Origin of the sequence: Tessaracoccus sp. MC1756 (assembly GCF_014164735.1) — a bacterium.
Lineage (GTDB): Bacteria > Actinomycetota > Actinomycetes > Propionibacteriales > Propionibacteriaceae > Arachnia.
In genome coordinates this window covers 499,585-519,618 of record NZ_JACJFZ010000002.1, presented here as the reverse complement: position 1 = coordinate 519,618, position 20,034 = coordinate 499,585, and the positions used below count along the sequence as shown (strand labels likewise).

The following is a 20,034-nucleotide window of genomic DNA, read 5'->3' as shown; positions in this document are numbered from 1 at the left end:
ATGCGGCACTCTGGAGGAAGCGACGAGGAGGGACGATGGCGGAGAACTTCAACCTGGTCAGTACCGGGACGGCGGGGCTGGACCGGATCGTGGATTCGCTGCGTCTCGGCGACAACGTGGTGTGGCAGGTCGATTCCCTCGACGACTACCGCCGCGTCGTGGACCCCTTCGTACGGCAGGCCCTCGCCGACGGACGCCGCATCACCTATGTGCGCTACGGCGCCCACGCGCCCGTGGTCGACGACCCCGCCGTCGAGGTGGTCGAGATCGAGCCCGGAGGCGGTTTCGAGGCGTTCGCCACGGCCGTGCACACCATGGCCGCTGAGCGGGGCAGGCTCGCGTTCTACGTGTTCGACTGCCTCACCGATCTGCTGAGCGGGTGGCACTCGGACCTCGCCGTGGCCAACTTCTTCCAGGTCACCTGCCCCTTCCTCTACGAGTTGGACACCGTGGCCTACTTCCCGCTGGTGCGCGGCGAGCACACCTACGCCACGGTCGCCGCCATCCGCTCCACCACCCAGCTGCTGCTGGATCTCTACGGCGTCGACGACGAGCTGTACGTGCACCCCCTCAAGGTCTTCGGACGGCACTCGCCCACGATGTTCTTCCCCCACGCGCTGCAGGGCGACGAGGCGCGGCCCATCACGTCGTCGGAGGCCTCCGCCCGGCTCTTCGCCCGCATGAGCGACACCTTCGACCCACCGGACCACTGGCAGTCGCTCGTGCAGACGGGCCGCAACGCGTTGCGCTCCGGGGACGAGGGCGAGGTGGCCGGCGCGAAGAGCCTGCTGCTCCGGATGCTCGTCGGCGGCGAGGGCCGGATGGTCGAGTTGGCCGAGGACTACCTCACCCTCGACGACCTGGTGGCCACCGCCTCCCGGGAGATCGGCACCGGCGCCATCGGCGGCAAGGCGCTGGGCATGCTCGTGGCCCGGGCGATCCTGGAGCGGCAACCCCAGTTCCGGGCGCGGATGGAGGCCCACGACTCCTTCTTCCTGGGCGCGGACCTCTGGTACACCTACGTCGTCGCCAACGGGTGGTGGCGGCTGTGGATGCAGCAGAAGACCCCCGAGGGCTACTTCAGCGCGGGCGCGGAACTCCACCAGAAGCTCGCCTCCGGGCGCTTCCCGCCGTCGGTGCGGGACCACTTCATGCGGATGCTGGAGTACTTCGGGCAGTCGCCGATCATCGTGCGCAGTTCCTCGCTGCTGGAGGACAACTTCGGAAACGCCTTCGCCGGCAAGTACGAGTCGGTCTTCTGCGCGGGCCAGGGCTCGCCGGAAGACCGGTACCAGCGCTTCGAGGACGCAGTGCGCGCGGTGTATGCCAGCGTCATGAGCGCCGAAGCGCTCGAGTACCGCCGCGACCGGGGACTCTCGCACCTCGACGAGCAGATGGCCGTCCTGGTGCAGCGTGTCTCCGGTGACCACCACGGCGACCTGTTCTTCCCCCACGCCGGCGGGGTGGGCAACTCCTCGAACCTCTACGTCTGGGAACCGGGGATCGACCTCGAGGCCGGGATGTTGCGCGTCGTGTTCGGCCTGGGCACCCGGGCCGTGGACCGTACCCACGAGGACTACGCACGGATCGTCACGCTCGACGTACCCAGCCGTCGGCCCATCGTCGAGGAAGGGATGGAGCGACGCTATTCCCAGCGCTACGTCGACGTGCTCTCCCTGAGTGCCAACGAACTGGTGACCGAGCCACTGCTCGACGTGCTGAGCGGCGCGGCCGGAGACCCCGACGGGCGGATCGGGGCCGACTGGTCGCTGTTCCTCACCCCGGACCGAGGGGCTCTGCGGCGCCTGCAGGAACTGGGCCGTTCCGCAACCCAACCCCAGATGATCTGTGACCTGCAGGGGCTCCTCACCACCACGGACTTCGGCACCTTGATGCGGGGGGCGCTCGCCACCCTGGCGGAGGCGTACGACTACCCGGTGGACATCGAGTTCACCATCAACTTCCGCCCGGACGGCGACTACCGCTTCAACCTCGTGCAGTGCCGTCCGCTCCAGACCCGCGGCCTGGGCAAGGCGGTGCGGATGCCGGAACTGGCCGACACCGCGGACTGCCTGTTCAGCTCGAACGGCACGTTCATGGGCGGCAACGTGCGGCTCCCGATCGGTGCCGTCGTCTACGTGCGCCCCAAGCGCTACCTCAGCATGGGACATCAGGACCGCTACGCGGTGGCCCGGCTGGTCGGCCAGGCGACTCGGGCGCTGAAGGGGAAGGGCGTGATGGCCATCGGCCCAGGCCGTTGGGGGACCACCACGCCATCGCTGGGGGTGCCGGTCTCTTTCTCGGAGATCGCCGCGGCCGACGCGCTCATCGAGTACACGTACCCGGACGCGGATTTTCATCCCGACCTCAGCTACGGCAGCCATTTCTTCCAGGACATCGTCGAGGGGGAGACGTTCTACGCCGCCATCTTCGACGGGCGGCCCGGCTACGTGTTCAACCACGAGAAGCTGACGACGCAACCCAACGAGGTCCACTCGATCGTGCCCAACGCGGACCCGGCCATCGCGGAGGTGGTGCACGTGGTCTCCACGGAGTCGCTCGTGCTGTACTCCGACGTCGTGAACCAGCGGGTCTTCTGCTGCTGACCCGCGGCGGCGTCGTCAGGATCATCGATCAGGGACGAGCCGGTGGCGGTCGCGGCCATGGAAGGCATTCCGGTGCGGGCGGGCTAGCCGTTAGGCTGACGCCCATGTTCCAAAAGGTATTGGTCGCCAACCGCGGCGAGATCGCAGTGCGCGCATTCCGTGCAGCCTACGAACTCGGCTACCGCACCGTCGCAGTGTTCCCCTACGAGGACCGCAACGCCGATCACCGCGTGAAGGCGTCGGAGTCGTACCTCATCGGGGAGGAGGGCCACCCGGTCCGCGCCTACCTGAGCATCGACGAGATCATCCGTGCGGCCAAGGAATCCGGCTCGGACGCGATCTACCCCGGCTACGGCTTCATGTCGGAGAGCCCTGACTTCGCCAAGGCCTGCGAGGCGAACGGGATCACCTTCATCGGGCCCTCGTCCGACGTGCTCGCCATGGCCGGCAACAAGGTGCGCGCCATCGAGGCCGCCAAGAAGGCCGGCGTGCCGGTCCTCAATTCCTGCCCTCCCTCCACAGACGTCGAGGTGCTCAAGAAGGCGGCCGACGAGATCGGCTTCCCCGTGTTCGTGAAGGCCGTCGCCGGTGGTGGTGGCCGCGGCATGCGCCGCGTCGACGACCCCAACAGGATCGCAGACGAGGTGGCCGCCGCCATGCGCGAGGCCGAGGCCGCGTTCGGTGACCCCACCGTCTACATCGAGCAGGCGGTCGCCGCCCCGCGTCACATCGAGGTGCAGATCCTCGCCGACGGTGAGGGCAACATCGTCCACCTCTTCGAGCGTGACTGCTCCATCCAGCGCCGCCATCAGAAGGTCATCGAGATGGCCCCGGCGCCGTACATCTCGGAAGAACTACGGCAGTCGCTGTGCGCAGATGCGGTCAAGTTCGCCGAGTCGATCAACTACTTCTGCGCCGGCACCGTCGAGTTCCTCGTCGAGACCGAGGGCGCCCGCGCCGGCGAGCACGTGTTCATCGAGATGAACCCGCGCATCCAGGTGGAGCACACCGTCACCGAAGAGATCACCGACGTCGACCTGGTGCAGGCGCAGATGCGCATTGCCAACGGCGAGACGCTCGAGCAGATCGGCATCCGGCAGGACGAACTGCAGATCCGCGGCGCCGCCCTCCAGTGCCGCATCACGACGGAGGACCCGCTCAACTCCTTCCGCCCGGACACCGGCCTCATCACCGCGTACCGCTCGGCCTCGGGCGCGGGTATCCGCCTCGACGGCGGCACCACCGGCACAGGCGTCGAGATCAGCCCCCACTTCGACTCGCTGCTGGTCAAGCTGACCGCCCGCGGCCGCGACCTGAAGATGGCCATCGCCCGCGCCCAGCGCGCGCTGGCCGAGTTCCGAGTCCGCGGCGTGGCCACCAACATCCCGTTCCTGCGGGCAGTGCTGGAGGACGCCGACTTCCTGGCGGGGCCGGTCACCACCAACTTCATCGACGAGCGCCCCTACCTGCTCAACGCCCGCACCCCGGCAGACCGAGGCACCAAGCTGCTGCGCCACATCGCCGAGGTCACGGTCAACAAGCCGCACGGCGACGCGCCCACGACGCTGGACCCGGGCGACAAGCTGCCGAAGGTGGACCTCAACGGGGCAGTCCCCGACGGTTCCCGTCAGCGGTTGCTGGCGCTCGGCGCGGCAGGGTTCGCCAAGGAACTGCGCGACGCGGTGCCCGTGCGGGTCACGGACACCACCTACCGCGACGCGCACCAGTCGCTCCTGGCCACCCGCGTCCGCACGCGTGACCTGCTGCGCATCGCCCCGACGCAGGCCCGCCTGCTGCCGGAGATGTTCTCCGTCGAATGCTGGGGCGGAGCCACCTATGACGTGGCGCTGCGCTTCCTGGGCGAGGACCCGTGGGAGCGGCTCGCCACGCTGCGTGAAGCGATGCCGAACCAGAACCTGCAGATGCTGCTGCGCGGCCGCAACACCGTCGGCTACACGCCGTACCCCACCGAGGTGACGCAGGCCTTCGTCGCCGAGGCAGCCGCCACCGGCATCGACATCTTCCGCATCTTCGACGCGCTCAACGACGTGGAGCAGATGCGCCCCGCGATCGAAGCGGTGCACACCACCAACTCGGTGGCCGAGGTGGCGCTGTGTTACACCTCGAACCTGCTGGACCCCAACGAGAAGATCTACACGCTCGACTACTACCTCCGCCTGGCGGAGAAGATCGTCGACGCAGGTGCGCACATCCTGGCCATCAAGGACATGGCCGGGCTGCTGCGCCCCGAGGCGGCACGGCGCCTGGTCACCGCACTCCGGGAGCGTTTCGACCAGCCCGTGCATCTGCACACCCACGACACCACGGGCGGCCAGATGGCCACCCTCATGGCGGCCATCGACGCGGGGGTCGACGCCGTCGACGTGGCGAACTCGGCGCTCAGCTCCACCACCTCGCAGCCGCCGATGTCGGCTCTTCTGATGGCGCTGGACCAGACCGAACGCCAGACCGAACTCGACGCTCAGGCCGTGCTGGACCTCGAGCCCTACTGGGAGGCCGTGCGTAACCTGTACAAGCCGTTCGAGTCCGGCCTGCCCGCGCCCACCGGCCGCGTCTACTCGCACGAGATCCCGGGCGGCCAACTGTCGAACCTGCGCCAGCAGGCGATCGCGCTCGGACTCGGCGAGAAGTTCGAGCAGATCGAGAACATGTACGAGGCCGCCGACAAGATCCTCGGCCGGCCCACCAAGGTGACCCCCTCGTCGAAGGTGGTGGGCGACCTCGCTCTGCACCTCGTCGCCGTCGGTGCAGACCCGAAGGCGTTCGAAGAGGACCCGCAGAACTTCGACATCCCGGATTCCGTGATCGGCTTCCTCGGCGGCGAACTCGGCGAACCGGCGGGCGGCTGGCCCGAGCCGTTCCGCACCAAGGCGCTGGGGGGACGCAAGGTCCCCGTCCGCGTCACCGAGGTGTCCGACGAGGACCTGGCGTTGTTGGAGAACGAGGGCCGCGAACGTCAGGAGACGCTCAACCGGCTGCTGTTCCCCGGCCCCACGAAGGCGTTCATCCAGGCCCGCGAAGACTTCGGCGACATCTCCGTGCTGCCCACCGTCCCGTACCTCTACGGCATGGAACGCGGCAAGGAGTACGCCATCACGCTGGAGAAGGGCGTCACGCTGTTGGCCGGTCTGGAGGCGATCTCCGAGCCCGACAAGCGCGGCAAGCGCACCGTCATGACGCTGCTCAACGGCCAGATCCGGCCGGTGCGGGTGCGTGACCTCTCGATCAAGTCGGAGGTTGCGGCGGCTGAGAAGGCCGACACGTCGAACAAGGGCCACGTGGCCGCACCCTTCAGCGGCGTCGTCACGCCTTCCGTGGGTGAGGGCGATGTGGTGGAGGCGGGTGCGCCGGTGGCCACGATCGAGGCGATGAAGATGGAGGCCTCCATCAACGCTCCTGTCGGTGGTACCGTCCGTCGCGTCGTGCTGCCGGGCGCCACCCAGCTCGAGGGCGGCGACCTCGTCCTGGTGATCGACCCGAGCTAGTTGCCGCTGGGGACTGGCTGTGGGGGTGGTCACTTGCGGCCGGTTCCGCAGGTGATGGGAGGGGCCCTCCCGCCCATGCCGTAGTCCCGGCGCGCGTGGCTGTTTGTTTGCGGGGGGTGGGCGACGGGACTCCGACAACGCCCACCTAACCCGTCGGGCCCCTCCCGTCACCTGCTGTGGGCTGAGGGCTGCCGCTGGTGGGGCTGCGGCCGGTTCCGCAGGTGAGGGGAGGGGTCCTCCCGCCCATGCCGTAGTCCCGACGCGCTGGCGATGTGTCTGCGGGGGGTGGGCGACGGGACTCCGACAACGCCCACCTAACCCGTCGGGCCCCTCCCGTCACCTGCTGTGAGTTGACGGCTGCCGGTGGTCGGACCGGGTTCGGTCTGGAGACTGAGGGCGACGCTAGGAGTCGGTGCCCACGACGGCGACATCCAGCCCCTCGTCCGAGGCCACAGCCTCGAGCACCTCGACGACGGGCTGCAGCCAGGAGCGCGCCTCGTCGCTGAGTTCCGGGTTGGTCAGCACGCGTCGGTAGTCCTCCAGGGCCTCGACGGCGTGCACCCGCTTCGCGTAGCCCACCACCTGGCCGGGGAGCGGCCGCAGCGGCACGGCCAACTGGCGGTCCGCCAACGAACGCAGCGAGTAGTCGCTGTTCAGGCCGCCGCGGGCGAGGTCCCATTCGACCCTGTCGAAGGTCTCCGCGTCCCACGGGATGTCGCGGCGCGCGGCCGACAACTCGTCGAGCCAGGCGTGGAACAGGTGCCAGCTGGGGGCCATGCGGTCCGGCGGGATGTAGGCGCCGGTGAGCAGCGCGTCGACATCGGTGCGCTGCGGCAGCGACGGGTCGATCTCGTTGGCCGGATCACGCCGCATCAGGGGCCCGAACCAGTGCCGACGCGACGGCTGGGGGGCGGCGAAGCGCTCGGCGGCGACCCCGCGCAGGCGCTCGGCGAGAGGCGCCGGAGCGCGGAAGATGTCGCGCACCTCATCGATCGAGATCGCGTAGACGACGAGCCGGTGCATGCTTCCACGTTATCCCGCGCGTAGTATCAACGCAGTGAATCCGAGAAGTCGTCGCCTGATAGTCACGGGGGTCCTGGTGGCCCTCGTGTTGCTTGCTGTCGTCAGCGCCGTGTGGGGCGGCCAGCTGTGATCACCGGTGACGCCCTATGCTGGGCGGTCTGATGAACATCCTTGCCCGTAGCGCAGCAGCCTCGCTGGCCGGCGGTCTGGCGCTCGCCACGGCCGTGCTGCCGGCATCCGCAGAGGACGTCACCATTCCCGAGAACGCAGCCCCGCTGGTGGGCATGGCCTACGACCCCAGCAACGAGGAGCTCTGGCTCGCCGGCGCAGACGCGGACCAGGGCACGCTGGTCGACGCCACGGGCGAGAAGGAAGTCACGTTCACCGCAGACCTCGTTTCGGTGCAGGCACTGTCCTGGTCCGGCGACCGGCTCTGGGTCGGCGACATCGGAGACCCCGGAAGCACCCGCGACACCATCGTCGTTTACCGCCTCGGCTCCACCGAGGGCGGGCGCACCACGTACCACGCCTACGACTTCCAGTACGAGGACGAACCGCAGGACGCGCAGGCGATGCTGATCTCCGGTCGCGGCAACATCTACATCGTCACGGTCGGCGAAGCCCCGGGCATCTACCGGGTGCGCGGCGACATCAGCCGCGAGAACATGAACACGCTCGTGCGGGTCTACGACGCGCCTGAGGGCGTGACCGACGGCGTCTTCCTCAGCGACGGCTCCACCATGGCGCTGCGCACCACCACCGGCATCGAGTACATCGACGCCCTGCGGTGGGAACCCCTGGTCACGGACACGATCGTCGGGGCTCCGGAGGGCGAATCCATCGCGAGGGGCGCCGACGACGAACTCTTCGTGGGGGGCAACCCCGCCGTGCGCGTCAGTGAGGTGCCCGGCGAGGACGTGACGACGACCGTGGCGCCGCAGGTGGCGGAGTCACCGTCGGCAGAGCCGTCCACGACGGCGCCGACAGCCACCGGGAGCGCGGAACCCGCTGCCCCCGAACCGGCCGCGGAAGAAGGCCCGGCGAGGGCGGGCACCATCACGGCATTGGCGCTGGCCGCGGCCGTGGCGCTGGCCGCCGGCGTCGTCACCTACCTCTGGCGCAACTGACCTACAGCCGCTCAATCACGTAGTCGAGGCACGCGGTGAGCGCCTCCACGTCGTCGGGATCAACTGACGCGTAGCAGCCGACGCGCAGCTGGTTGCGGTTCAGCGCCCGGTACGGATCCACGTCGCGGATGCCGTTGTCACGCAGCGCCGCGATGAGGGTGGCTGCGTTGACGCTCTCGTCCAGGTCGATCGTTGCGACGACGGGGGAGCGGTGTGCCGGGTCCGTCACGAACGGCGACGCGAAGCTGCGCGCTTCGGCCCAGTCGTACAGCGTCTGGCTGGAGCGGCGGCAGCGCGCCGCGACCTCCGCCATCCCGCCGAGGTCCAGCATCCATTGGATCTGGTCCTCGAGCAGGAGCAGCGTGGCCAGCGCGGGGGTGTTGAGCGTCTGGTTCTTCCGCGAGTTGCTGACCGCGGTGCTGAAATCCAGGATTTCGGGGATGTAGCGCCCCCCGGCCTTGATCCGCTCCGCCCGCTCGACGGCAGCGGGCGAGGCGAACGCGAGCCAGAGCCCGCCGTCGGAGGAGAAGTTCTTCTGCGGGGCGAAGTAGTAGACGTCGGTCTCCGAGATGTCGGCATCGATGCCGCCGGCGGCCGAGGTGGCGTCGATCAGCACGATGGAATCCGGGTCGCCACGGCGCACGACGGGGGCCGCCGCGCCGGTTGAAGTCTCGTTCTGCGCCCAGGCGTGGACGTCCGAGTCGCGGCTCTCGGGCAGCGCGACGCCGCCCGCCGGGGCCTCGAAGATCGCCGGGTCGTCGAGGTGCGGGGCGCGCGACGCGGCGCGGGCGAACTTGCGGGTGAACTCGCCGAAGACGCCGTGGGCCGAGCGCTGCTCGATCAAAGAGAAGACGGCCATGTCCCAGAACAGGGTGGAGCCGCCGTTGCCGAGCACCACCTCGTAGCCGTCGGGCAGGCGGTACAGCTCCGCCAGGCCCGCCTGAATGGTGGCGACCAGTTCGCGGACCGGGGCCTGACGATGCGAGGTGCCCATGATGTCGGAGCGCAGGCCCAGGTAGTCGAGGGCCTCGGGGCGAACCTTCGCCGGGCCGGAGCCGAACCGGCCGTCGAGCGGGAGCAGATCGTCGGGGATCATCATGGGGGCAATCTTCTCATCTCACTCGACCTGCACATTTGGGGATCCACCTTCAGGGCCGCGGAACGAGTGGTGTTGGATGGAACCATGGCCGTTACGCAGATCAAGGTTGCCCACGCAGTCACTCCCGGAGGCGTCGTCGACGACGCGGTCCTCACCGTCGAAGGTGACCGCATCCTCTCCGTCGAATCCTGCGGCGGGGGAGAGGGCACCCTCTGGGCAGTCCCGGGATTCGTCGACTCGCACTGCCACGGGGCCGTCGGTGTCGCGTTCGGCAACCCCGACCGCGAGGCCAACCTCCGCGCCGTGGACTACCACCGCAGGCAGGGTTCCACCACGGTGTTCGCCTCGACGGTGACTGAGCCCATCGAGAAGCTCGAGGCGCAGTTGGCCGTCCTGAAGGAACTGGTCGAGGCCGGCGAACTGGGCGGCATCCACCTGGAGGGGCCGTTCCTGGCCGAGGCCAAGAAGGGCGCCCACGACCCCGCGCTGCTGCGCGACCCCGATCCGGAATCCGTCGAGCGCCTCATCGCCGCCGGCGGCGACGCGCTGAAGATGATCACGCTCGCCGTCGAACGCGAACACGGAGAGGAGGCCACGCGCCGCTTCGTGGAGGCCGGGGTGCATGTCGCCTTCGGCCACTCGGATGCCGATGACGTGACCACTGCGGAGTCCATCGAGTGGGGCGCCGACATCGCCACCCACCTGTTCTCAGCCATGCGCTCCATCCACCATCGCGAGCCCGGCCCCGTGCCGGTGCTGCTCTCCGACGAGCGCGTGATGGTGGAGCTGATCTGCGACGGCATCCACCACGCCCCGGTGATCGCCGCCATGTCCATCGACGCCGCCGGACCGGGCCGCGTCGCGCTGGTGACCGACGCCATGAGCGCCACCGGCATCGGCGACGGCAACTATCTCCTCGGCGAGCTCGAGGTGGAGGTCAAGGACGGCACAGCCCGCCTCGTGACCACCGACGGCAGCCAGGGCGCCATCGCCGGGTCCACCCTGACCATGGCCCGCGCCTTCGAGTTCGTCGTGCAGGAGGTCGGCGTCTCGATCCCCGACGCGGCGCTCATGGCGGCGACCACCCCGGCGAAGTGGCACGGCGTGCCGGATGTCGGCGAACTCGCGCCCGGGAAGTTCGCGGATGTGTGCCTCGTGGACGATGACGGCGTGCTGAAGGGCGTGCTGCGTCGCGGCGAGTGGATCGTCGCCCCCCAGGCCGGTTGAGGGCCCAAGCCTCGGCGCCAGGCTTCCCGCAACCACGCCGGGGCTAGGATGGCCGGGGAAAGGGGGTGGCGATGAGTGACCTGATCGACACCACGGAGATGTATCTCCGCACGGTGTATGAGCTGCTCGAAGAGGGGATCCCGCCGCTTCGGGCCCGCATCGCTGAGAGACTCCACCAGTCCGGTCCCACCGTCTCGCAGACCGTGGGGCGGATGGAACGCGACGGACTCCTCGTCGTCGACGAGGACCGCACCATCAAGCTGACGCGCACCGGCGCCAAGCTGGCGCGCGACGTCATGCGCAAGCACCGCCTCGCTGAATGCCTGCTCACGGAGGTCATCGGCCTCGAGTGGGAGAAGGTGCACGACGAGGCCTGCCGTTGGGAGCACGTCATCTCCCTGGACGTGGAGAAGCGCCTGGTCGCGATCCTCGATTCCCCCACCCATTCGCCCTACGGCAACCCCATTCCCGGGCTGCACGAACTCGGCATCGACGTGCACCACCAACCGTTCCGCGAGGGCGCGGACCCGCTCACCGACATGGTGACCGAGGAACCGCAGCGGTTCGTGCTGCAACGCATGAGCGAGAACCTCCAGGCCGACGCGCACTCGCTGGGGCTCCTGGCGCGCACCGGCTTCGGACCTGACACGCCCTTCGAGGCGGTGAGGATCGGCGACATGGTGCACATCACCGTCGGTGAGGCCGCCGTGGACGTGCCCGTGCACACTGCGGAACTGCTGTTCGTGAGCCCCGAGTGAGCGACATCGACGGCGTGCTGAGGTGGTTCGGCACCCGCAAGCCCGGCGCCATGGAGGAGGTGCTGTCCCGCTCCTACGGAGGTGACCGCACCCCCTACGAGTGGCTGGCGCGGGCAGTGTCGTCGTCGGCCGTGACCGTGCTCGACCTGGCCTGCGGCGCCGGGGCGATGATCGAGCGGCTGCAGCGGCCGGGCCGCACCGTCATCGGCCTCGACCGTTCAGAGGCGGAGCTGCGCGAGGCGCAGCGCCGCGGCCGCGGCCCGCTGGTGCAGGCGCACGCCTCCTACCTGCCGTTCGCCGACAACAGCTTCGACGCGGTGGTCAGCTCGATCGGCATCTCCGTCGTGGCGGACCGTCCACGGTTCCTGGCGGAGGCCGCCCGCGTGCTGAGGCCGGGTGGTGTGTTCGCCGCACTCACGCCGTCGCTGCGTCCCGCGAACATCGAGGACCTGAGGATCGTCAGCCGCCTGGGCGGCTACCTGCGCACCACCCCGCACCTCCCGGGCGTCACCGAGTTCAAGGCCAAGCGTGCCCTCGGCGAGGTGGGCCTCACGAAGGCCGAGGACAAGCGGGCCAAGTACTACTACGAACTGGCCAGTGAGGAAGACGCGGAGCACTTCCTCGCCGGGCTGCGCGCCCCCGTCGACGCCAGCCGCACCGCCGCCACGCTCGATTTCCTCCGACAGCGGCTCCGGATCGGCCCCGTCCAGGTGCCGCTCCCGATGCGCCGCATCATCGCGATCAAGTAACTCCCTGCCGCGCAGGGAACCCTTCCGGTCCATAGGAAGTGGCAGCGCTGCGGGGTATGGTCGAAGTGTCGCGCGGAATATCCCGTAACCCCACCGCGTTGCACTACGTGGAAACGACGACGAAAGGTGTCACCTATGGCGACCACTGACCTGACTGCTGTTGACTTCGAGAGCACGGTCAAGGACAACGAGATCGTACTGGTCGACTTCTGGGCCGACTGGTGCGGACCGTGTAAGCGTTTTGCGCCGATCTACGATGACGCCTCCGTGCGGCACGACGACGTCGTGTTCGCGAAGGTCGACACCGAGGACGCCCGCGACCTTGCGGCTGCTCTGGAGATCCAGTCCATCCCCACGCTGATGGGCTTCAAGTCCGGACAGCTGGTGTTCCGCCAGGCCGGCATGCTCAGCGGCAAGCAGCTCGACTCCGTGATCGAGCAGATCCGCGACCTCGACATCGAGGCCGCGCTCGCCGATCAGCAGAAGAAGTAACCCAGCGCACCGACACACGGCGGCCCATCCCCACTCCGGGGGTGGGCCGCCGTCGTCGTGCGCGAGCATGGCTCCACGCGTTTGGGGACACCCCCTCTGGAGGCCCATACCCCCGCCCCCTACTATGACCAGTAGTAGTAACGGAAAGGGACGACGATGACCTCCGACCGCAAGGACATGACGGTCCAACCGGATCTCAGTGCGAGCCAGGGACGGGTGGCGGCGGTACGTTCGCGCCGTCCCATCTACCTGGACATGCTCCCGCCGTGCAACGCGGGCTGCCCGGCGGGCGAGAACATCCAGGAATGGCTGAGGCTCATCAAGGCCGGCGAGGCCGAGGCGGCCTGGCGGCAACTGGTCGTCGACAACCCGTTCCCCGCCGTCCACGGCCGAGTCTGTTACCACCCGTGCGAGACCGCCTGCAACCGTCAGGACCTCGACTCGGCCGTCAGCATCCATTCCGTGGAGCGCTACCTGGGTGACCTCGCGATCGAGAACGGCTGGCAATTCCCCAAGGTCCGCCGCGCCTCCGGCCGCCGCGTGATGGTGGTCGGCGCAGGTCCCTCGGGCCTCTCCGCGGCGTACCACCTCGCCCGGCTCGGCCATGCGGTGGAGATCTTCGACGCCGGCGACCTGCCCGGCGGCATGATGCGCTACGGCATCCCCGAGTACCGCCTCCCGCGCGACGTGCTGGACGCCGAGATCGACCGCCTCCGCGAGATGGGCATCGTCTTCCGGCAGAACACCCCCATCAAGGACCTCCTGGCCATGCAGGAGCAGGGCCGGTTCGACGCGGTGTTCGTCGCCGTCGGCGCCCACATCTCCAAGCGCGTCGACATCCCGTCGGCTGACGCCACGCGGGTGGTCGACGCAGTGAGCTTCCTGCGCGACGTCGCCTCGGGCGAGCGGCCCGTCATCGGCCGCCGGGTCGCCGTCTACGGCGGCGGCAACACGGCCATGGACGCAGCCCGGGTCGCCCGTCGGCTCGGCGCCGAAGAGTCGGTCGTCGTCTACCGGCGCACCGAGGAACAGATGCCCGCGCACGCCGAGGAACTCGAGGGCGCCCAGACAGAGGGCGTCAAGATGAACTGGCTGCGCACCATCAAGGAGATGCACGACGAGGACCTCACCGTCGAGGTCATGGAGATCGACGAGGAGGGCAGGGCCCGCGGCACAGGCAGGTACGAGACGCTCGCCGCCGACACCGTCATCCTCGCGCTCGGCCAACGCGCCGACACCGACTTCCTCCGCGCCATCCCCGGCATGAGCTTCAACGACGACGTGGTCGACGTTGATCCGCATTCGCTGATGACCGCGGTGCCCGGCATCTTCGCCGGAGGCGACGCCGTGCCGTCGGACCGGACCGTCACCATCGGCACCGGCCACGGCAAGAAGGCGGCCAAGCGGATCGACGCCTACCTCAACACCGAGGAATGGGTCACGCCGCTGAAGCATCCCGTCGTCACCCTTGACCAGATGAACGTGTGGTACTTCGGCGACCACGGCCGTCGGCAGCACCAGGAGACGGAGGGGGAGGACCGCATCGGCGACTTCGCCGAGATCGTCTCCGGCCTCACCGACGAGGAGGCGAACTTCGAGGCGCGCCGGTGCCTCAGTTGCGGTAACTGCTTCGAGTGCGACGGCTGCTTCGGCGCCTGCCCGGAGGACGCCGTCATCAAGCTGGGCAAGGGCAACCGGTACCGCTTCGACTACGAGTCATGTACGGGCTGTGCCACCTGCTACGAGCAGTGCCCGGTGCACGCCATCGAGATGATCCCGGAGGGAGGACGATGAACGACCTGCAGGCCATCATCGACGGCAACGAGGCAGCGGCTGACGTCGCCTACCGGGTGAGCGAACTGTGCTCGATCTACCCCATCACGCCCAGCTCCACCATGGCGGAGCTCGCCGATGAATGGATGGCGCACCACCGCCCCAACATCTACGGGCAGGTGCCCACCGTCATCGAGATGCAGTCCGAGGGGGGCGCCGCCGGCGCGATGCACGGCGCCCTGCAGGGTGGCGCGTTGTCGACGACATTCACCGCGTCGCAGGGCCTCCTGTTGATGATCCCCAACATGTACCGCATCGCCGGCGAGCTGACCTCGACGGTGTTCCACGTCGCCGCGCGCTCCCTCGCGACGCAGGGCCTGTCCATCTTCGGCGACCACCAGGACGTCATGGCCGTGCGGCAGACGGGCGTGTGCCTGCTCAGCTCCGCGTCGGTGCAGGAGGCCCACGACATGGCCGCCATCGCGCACCACGCCACGCTGCGCACGCGCCTGCCGTTCGTGCACTTCTTCGACGGGTTCCGCACCTCGCACGAGCTCAACACCATGACGCGCCTCACCGACGACCAGCTGCGCGCCTTCATCCCCCGCGACCTGGTGCTCGAGCACCGCGGCCGCGCCCTCAGCCCCGCCAACCCGTTCATCCGCGGCACCGCGCAGAACCCGGACACCTACTTCCAGTCGCGCGAGACCGCCAACGCGTTCTACGAGTGGGTGCCCGGCGTGCTGACGGATGCCATGCGCCAGTTCGAGGCGCTCACCGGCCGCAGCTACGGCCTCGTCGAGTACCACGGCGCCGAGGACGCGGAGCGGGTGGTCATCATCATGGGCTCCGGCATCGAGGCCGTCACCCCCGTGGTCGACAGGCTCAATGCCGACGGCGGGCGCGTCGGGGTCATCCAGATGCGCCTGTACCGCCCGTTCCCGACGGAGGCCCTGCTCGCCGCGCTGCCCGAGAGCGTGCGGCGCCTGGCCGTGCTGGACCGCACCAAGGAACCCGGTGCGTCCGGCGAGCCCATGTTCCTCGACGTCAGCTCCGTGCTGGGCGAGGCCGTCGCCAACGGTCGGCGGGCGTCGCTGCCCCAGATGATCGGCGGTCGCTACGGCCTGTCGTCGAAGGAGTTCACGCCGGCGATGGTGCAGGCCATCTTCGACGAGCTGGGCTCGGAGCACCCGCGGCCCCGCTTCACCGTCGGCATCAACGACGACGTGACGCACCTGTCGCTCGACTATGACCCGACGCTGGACCTCGAGGACCCCGAGACCCTGCGCGCCGTGTTCTACGGGCTGGGCTCCGACGGCACCGTCGGCGCCAACAAGAACACCATCAAGATCCTCGGCTCTTCCGAGGACCTGTTCGCGCAGGGCTACTTCGTCTACGACTCGAAGAAGTCCGGCTCGCGCACGGTCTCGCACCTCCGGTTCGGGCCCCATCCGATCAAGGCGCCGTACCTGGTCAGCCAGGCCGGTTTCATCGGCTGCCACCACTGGTCCATCCTGGAGCGCGTCGACGTGCTGGAGTTCGCGCGGCCAGGCACCACGCTGCTGCTCAATTCCCCGTACGGCCCGCGCGAGACGTGGCACCACCTGCCGCAGCCCATGCAGGAGAGGATCATCGAGCTGGGCATCAAGGTCTACGTGATCGACGCCGGCAAAGTGGCGCGCTCGGCGGGCCTGGGTAGCCGCACCAACACCATCCTGCAGACCTGTTTCTTCGCCATCTCGGGCGTGCTCGACAGGGAGGTGGCGATAGGCAAGATCAAGGACGCCATCTCCAAGACCTACGCCCGTAAATCCGCCGAGGTCGTCCGGAAGAACCACGAGGCGGTCGATTCGGCGCTGGCAGACCTCTTCCAGCTCGAGATCCCCGTCGACGCCACCTCCGGCCGGGGTTTCATCCCGCCGGTGCCGTCGGATGCGCCCGAGTTCGTGCGCACCGTCACCGCGACGATGCTGCAGGGCCGCGGCGACGACCTGCCCGTCTCGGCGCTGCCCGTCGACGGCACGTACCCCTCCGGCACGACGAAGTTCGAGAAGCGCAACATCTCCGAGATCGTCGCCGAGTGGGACGAGGAGGCCTGCATCCAGTGCGGCAACTGCGCCTTCGTCTGCCCGCACGCCGTGTTGCGCGCCAAGTCCTATCCCACCGAGATGCTCGACGGCGCGCCCGACGGCTTCCTCAGCGCGCCCCTGAACGCCGTCGGCCTCCCGTCGACGAGTTACACGCTGCAGGTCTACGTCGAGGACTGCACCGGCTGCGGCCTCTGTGTGGAGGCGTGCCCCGTCAAGCCCATCGGTCAACTGAACCGCCGTGCCATCAACCTCGTGCCGAAGCTTGACCGCAGCAAGGACATCGAGGCCGTCGGGTTCTTCGAGGAGCTCCCGGTCAACAAGCGCGTCAACGTCGATTTCGGCACCGTGCGCGGCACCCAGTTCCTCGAGCCGCTGTTCGAGTTCTCCGGAGCCTGCTCGGGCTGCGGTGAGACCCCGTATCTCAAACTGCTGAGCCAGCTGTTCGGGGACCGCGCCACCATCGCCAACGCGACGGGGTGTTCGTCCATCTACGGCGGCAACCTCCCCACCACGCCGTGGGCGAAGAACGCCGACGGTCGCGGCCCGGCGTGGTCCAACTCGCTCTTCGAGGACAACGCCGAGTTCGGCCTCGGTATGCGCCTTGCCGCAGACCTCCACGAGGACCTGGCCCGCCGTCGGCTCCTGGAGCTGAAGAGGCAGATCGGGGACGACGACCTGGTGGACGCCATCCTGGGCGCCCGGCAGCGGCAGGGCTCCGAGATCGCGGCGCAGATGGAGCGGGTCAAGCTGCTCCTCCCGAAGCTGACCGACCTCACCGGCACCGCCGCGGAGGACCTCCGCTCCGTGGCAGACCACCTGGTGCGGCGCTCCGTGTGGATCGTGGGCGGCGACGGCTGGGCCTACGACATCGGCTCGGGTGGCCTGGACCACGTGCTGGCCTCTGGCCGCAACGTCAACATCCTCGTGCTGGACACCGAGGTGTACTCCAACACCGGCGGCCAGGCCTCGAAGTCGACGCCGATGGGCGCCGTTGCGAAGTTCGCTTCCGGCGGCAAGACCACCAACAAGAAGGACCTCGCGCTGCAGGCCTCGGCCTACGGGTCTGTGTACGTGGCTCGCGTCGCCATGGGCGCCGACCCCCAGCAGACGCTCAAGGCGTTCCGCGAAGCCGAGGCCTACGACGGACCCAGCCTGATCATCGCCTACAGCCACTGCATCGCCCAGGGCTTCGACATGCGCAAGGGCCTGGACCAGCAGTACAAGGCGGTCAACTCCGGTCACTGGCCGCTGATGCGCTACAACCCCGTCATCCGCGACGCCGGCGGCAACCCGTTCCTGCTCGACTCCCCGCGACCACGGTTGTCGCTGGCGGATTACCAGTCTGCCGAGCTGCGCTACCGCGTGCTGCGGGCCGCGGACCCGGAGGAGGCCGACCGGTTGCTCTCCCTGGCACAGGAACAGATCGAGCGCCGTTGGGGTGAATACGAACAGCTCGCCGCCCGCGGCGCTGATTCCTTCGCTGCAGATCCGAGGAGAGACTCATGACCGACCTGACCACCAACTATCTGGGCCTCTCCCTGCGCAACCCGGTCGTCGCCTCGGCCGGCCCGCTGTCGCAGTCGGTGGCGGGCATCAAGGCGCTGGCCGACGGCGGCGTCGGCGCCGTCGTGATGTACTCGCTGTTCGAGGAACAGTTGCGCCGGGAGGCCGAGGTTGCCGCCGCGTTGGAGGAGATGTACGACAATTCCTTCCCCGAGGCGCTCAGCTACTTCCCGACGGTGCCTGCCTCGCAGAAGGACGCCAGCCACGCATACCTGAAGCTGGTGGAGCAGGGCGCCAGGGCGATCGACGTGCCGCTGATCGCCTCGCTGAACGGCGCGTCGATGGGCGGGTGGACCCAGCAGGCCCGGCGCCTAGCGGACGCCGGCGCCTCGGCGATCGAGCTGAACATCTACTTCGTGCCCGGTGACATCACGATGACCGGCGCTGCGGTGGAGGAGCGACACCTCGAGATCGTCGCGGCGGTGAAGAGCACCGTCGACGTGCCCGTGGCCGTGAAGATCAGCCCGTACTTCTCGTCGGTGGGCAACATGGTGCTGCGCCTGGTGGACGCCGGCGCGGACGGCGTGGTGCTGTTCAACCGCTTCCTGCAGCCGGACATCGACGTGGACCGGGTCACCGTCGAATCCGGTGTTTCGCTGAGTTCCCCGGTGGAGGCCCGCCTCCCCCGCACCTGGATCGCTGTGCTCCGCGGCAAGATCGCGGCGTCGCTGGCCGCCACCACGGGCGTGGACCGGCCGGAGGATGTCATCAAGTACATCCTGGCTGGGGCAGACGTCGTGATGACCACTTCGTCGCTGATCCGACGCGGCCCCGCCTACGCCGAGGTGCTCGTCGACGAACTGGCCGCCTGGTTGGAGGACCGCGACCTGACTCTGCATCAGGCGCGGGGCCTGCTGAGCGTGCCGAAGGAAGCGCCGGCCGACGTCTATGAGCGCTCCGGTTACGTCTCGGCGTTGGAGAAGGCCAAGGCCACCTACGGATCGCTTCGCTGATGGCTGTCCGGAGCGCCGCCGCGCCCGTTGTGCGGGGCGGCTCTCCGGCCGGTATCCTGACCTGGTTGGCCCCGTAGCTCAGGGGATAGAGCACCGCTCTCCTAAAGCGGGTGTCGTTGGTTCGAATCCAACCGGGGTCGCCAACGAGGTCCTGTTTCCTTCGCCCGCGGGATCAGCGCCCCCGAAGCCGAGCGCTCCCGCCGGCTCCCGTCAGGCTCCTGGCCTGCGGCTCCAATGCAGGAAGCGCGATACCGCGATCGCAAGCTCCGTCGGGTGCGTCAGCGCGAGATCGTGACCCGCCCCCGAGATGCTGACCGTCTGCACGTCAGGGAAGAGTTCCCGGACCCAAGCCTTGGTCTGGCGGAACATCGGCCCGCTGTCGGTGCCGCCCACGTACAACACCGGGGCACCCAGGGAAACGGCCTCGTCCGGCCCGTAGCGCCAGGTCAGGAGGGCAGGGATGTCGCGGCCGAAGAACGCCGCCGCGTCGCGCTCGATCCGTTCAACCGACCCCGGCGCCAGTGCCTCCTGGCGGCGTCGCCAATCCGGCCCGACGAGCATGACCATGAACGCTTCCAGCGCGGCGGCGGCACCGTCGTGCTCGTACACGTCCATCAGCCTGCGGCTCGCCGTGACGAAGTCCGTGGCGGATGGTGCATGCCGCGGTGGCGGCTCGATGGCCACGACCGAGCGGACGGCCGCCGGCGCCAGCGAAGCGAGGTGCAGCGCCACCGCCGCGGAGTAGCTCACGCCAATGACGTGGGCGGGCACCGCGTCCAGGGTCTCGAGGACGGCGAGGCAGTCCAGCGCGTCGGATTCGATCGTGGCGGGGGCTGTTCTGGTGGTGGTGCTCGACCCGTAGCCCCGTCGGTCGAAGGTGATCACCCGGAAATGCCCGCGCACCAGTTCGTGGCGCGAGAACGATGCTGTCTCGTCCACGGACAGCGCGGTCTGCACGACGAGGACTGCCTCTCCCGATCCCTCGGCAGTGACGGCGAGCCTTCCCTCGGGCACCGAAACCCACGAAGTGGTCACCAGACCACTGTGTCACCAGGGGGTTGCATCCAC

The 20,034-nt window shown here is 68.9% G+C and carries 13 protein-coding genes and 1 tRNA gene; 11 read left to right on the top strand and 3 right to left on the bottom strand.

Translation table 11 applies throughout. The features are described from left to right. Positions 1–35: 35 nt before the first annotated feature. Positions 36–2,606 carry a PEP/pyruvate-binding domain-containing protein gene (locus tag H5393_RS07820; protein WP_182766178.1) on the top strand — a complete coding sequence of 857 codons (2,571 nt, stop codon included), beginning with the start codon at positions 36–38 and terminating at the stop codon, positions 2,604–2,606. A 104-nt stretch (positions 2,607–2,710) separates the two neighbouring features. Next, entirely contained in the window at positions 2,711–6,112 is a 3,402-nt protein-coding gene (locus H5393_RS07815; protein ID WP_182766177.1) for a pyruvate carboxylase, read from the top strand. A gap of 402 nt (positions 6,113–6,514) precedes the next feature. Here H5393_RS07815 and H5393_RS07810 read toward each other — a convergent pair whose 3' ends face one another. Further along, positions 6,515–7,135, bottom strand: coding sequence for a hypothetical protein (locus H5393_RS07810; RefSeq protein WP_182766176.1), 621 nt, complete (start codon positions 7,133–7,135; stop codon positions 6,515–6,517). A 161-nt stretch (positions 7,136–7,296) separates the two neighbouring features. Between H5393_RS07810 and H5393_RS07805 the strand changes: the two genes are divergently transcribed. Next, positions 7,297–8,262, top strand: a complete 966-nt coding sequence (locus tag H5393_RS07805; protein ID WP_182766175.1) for a hypothetical protein — start codon at positions 7,297–7,299, stop codon at positions 8,260–8,262. A gap of 1 nt (position 8,263) precedes the next feature. Here the strand turns inward: H5393_RS07805 and serC are convergent, their stop codons facing one another. Continuing rightward, on the bottom strand, positions 8,264–9,361 hold the full coding sequence (gene serC / locus H5393_RS07800) for a phosphoserine transaminase (RefSeq protein ID WP_182766174.1): 1,098 nt from the start codon (positions 9,359–9,361) through the stop codon (positions 8,264–8,266). Positions 9,362–9,445: 84 nt separating this feature from the next. Here serC and H5393_RS07795 point away from each other — a divergent pair, with 84 nt between their 5' ends. From H5393_RS07795 to H5393_RS07760, 8 genes are all read left to right on the top strand, one after another. Further along, entirely contained in the window at positions 9,446–10,588 is a 1,143-nt protein-coding gene (locus tag H5393_RS07795; RefSeq protein WP_255436360.1) for an N-acetylglucosamine-6-phosphate deacetylase, read from the top strand. Positions 10,589–10,659: 71 nt separating this feature from the next. Further along, the gene (locus H5393_RS07790) at positions 10,660–11,346 is read left to right on the top strand and encodes a metal-dependent transcriptional regulator (protein WP_182762365.1); all 687 of its coding nucleotides are present in this window, start codon (positions 10,660–10,662) and stop codon (positions 11,344–11,346) included. After that, entirely contained in the window at positions 11,343–12,095 is a 753-nt protein-coding gene (locus H5393_RS07785; protein WP_182766173.1) for a methyltransferase domain-containing protein, read from the top strand. Before H5393_RS07790 ends, H5393_RS07785 begins: the two co-directional genes overlap by 4 nt. Positions 12,096–12,230: 135 nt before the next feature. Then, positions 12,231–12,587 (top strand): thioredoxin, encoded by a 357-nt coding sequence (gene trxA / locus H5393_RS07780; RefSeq protein ID WP_076063888.1) that lies wholly within the window; start codon positions 12,231–12,233, stop codon positions 12,585–12,587. A gap of 156 nt (positions 12,588–12,743) precedes the next feature. Then, the gene (locus H5393_RS07775) at positions 12,744–14,381 is read left to right on the top strand and encodes an NAD(P)-binding protein (RefSeq protein WP_182766172.1); all 1,638 of its coding nucleotides are present in this window, start codon (positions 12,744–12,746) and stop codon (positions 14,379–14,381) included. After that, positions 14,378–17,956, top strand: a complete 3,579-nt coding sequence (gene nifJ / locus H5393_RS07770) for a pyruvate:ferredoxin (flavodoxin) oxidoreductase (RefSeq protein ID WP_182766171.1) — start codon at positions 14,378–14,380, stop codon at positions 17,954–17,956. Before H5393_RS07775 ends, nifJ begins: the two co-directional genes overlap by 4 nt. Next, positions 17,953–18,966: a dihydroorotate dehydrogenase-like protein gene (locus tag H5393_RS07765; RefSeq protein ID WP_182766170.1), complete on the top strand. Its 1,014-nt coding sequence runs from the start codon at positions 17,953–17,955 to the stop codon at positions 18,964–18,966. The genes nifJ and H5393_RS07765 overlap by 4 nt, the downstream gene beginning before the upstream one ends. 67 nt (positions 18,967–19,033) lie before the next feature. After that, a tRNA-Arg gene (locus H5393_RS07760) sits at positions 19,034–19,109 on the top strand. A gap of 67 nt (positions 19,110–19,176) precedes the next feature. Here H5393_RS07760 and H5393_RS07755 read toward each other — a convergent pair. Then, positions 19,177–20,001 carry an alpha/beta fold hydrolase gene (locus H5393_RS07755; protein ID WP_182766169.1) on the bottom strand — a complete coding sequence of 275 codons (825 nt, stop codon included), beginning with the start codon at positions 19,999–20,001 and terminating at the stop codon, positions 19,177–19,179. Positions 20,002–20,034 lie beyond the last annotated feature (33 nt).

Excerpts from the sequence above, each read along its gene's own strand:
- H5393_RS07820 (WP_182766178.1), top strand. The coding sequence starts at position 36 with ATGGCGGAGAACTTCAACCTGGTCAGTACCGGGACGGCGGGGCTGGAC.
- H5393_RS07815 (WP_182766177.1), top strand. The coding sequence starts at position 2,711 with ATGTTCCAAAAGGTATTGGTCGCCAACCGCGGCGAGATCGCAGTGCGC.
- H5393_RS07810 (WP_182766176.1), bottom strand. The coding sequence starts at position 7,135 with ATGCACCGGCTCGTCGTCTACGCGATCTCGATCGATGAGGTGCGCGAC.
- H5393_RS07805 (WP_182766175.1), top strand. The coding sequence starts at position 7,297 with ATGAACATCCTTGCCCGTAGCGCAGCAGCCTCGCTGGCCGGCGGTCTG.
- serC (WP_182766174.1), bottom strand. The coding sequence starts at position 9,361 with ATGATGATCCCCGACGATCTGCTCCCGCTCGACGGCCGGTTCGGCTCC.
- H5393_RS07795 (WP_255436360.1), top strand. The coding sequence starts at position 9,446 with ATGGCCGTTACGCAGATCAAGGTTGCCCACGCAGTCACTCCCGGAGGC.
- H5393_RS07790 (WP_182762365.1), top strand. The coding sequence starts at position 10,660 with ATGAGTGACCTGATCGACACCACGGAGATGTATCTCCGCACGGTGTAT.
- trxA (WP_076063888.1), top strand. The coding sequence starts at position 12,231 with ATGGCGACCACTGACCTGACTGCTGTTGACTTCGAGAGCACGGTCAAG.
- H5393_RS07775 (WP_182766172.1), top strand. The coding sequence starts at position 12,744 with ATGACCTCCGACCGCAAGGACATGACGGTCCAACCGGATCTCAGTGCG.
- nifJ (WP_182766171.1), top strand. The coding sequence starts at position 14,378 with ATGAACGACCTGCAGGCCATCATCGACGGCAACGAGGCAGCGGCTGAC.
- H5393_RS07765 (WP_182766170.1), top strand. The coding sequence starts at position 17,953 with ATGACCGACCTGACCACCAACTATCTGGGCCTCTCCCTGCGCAACCCG.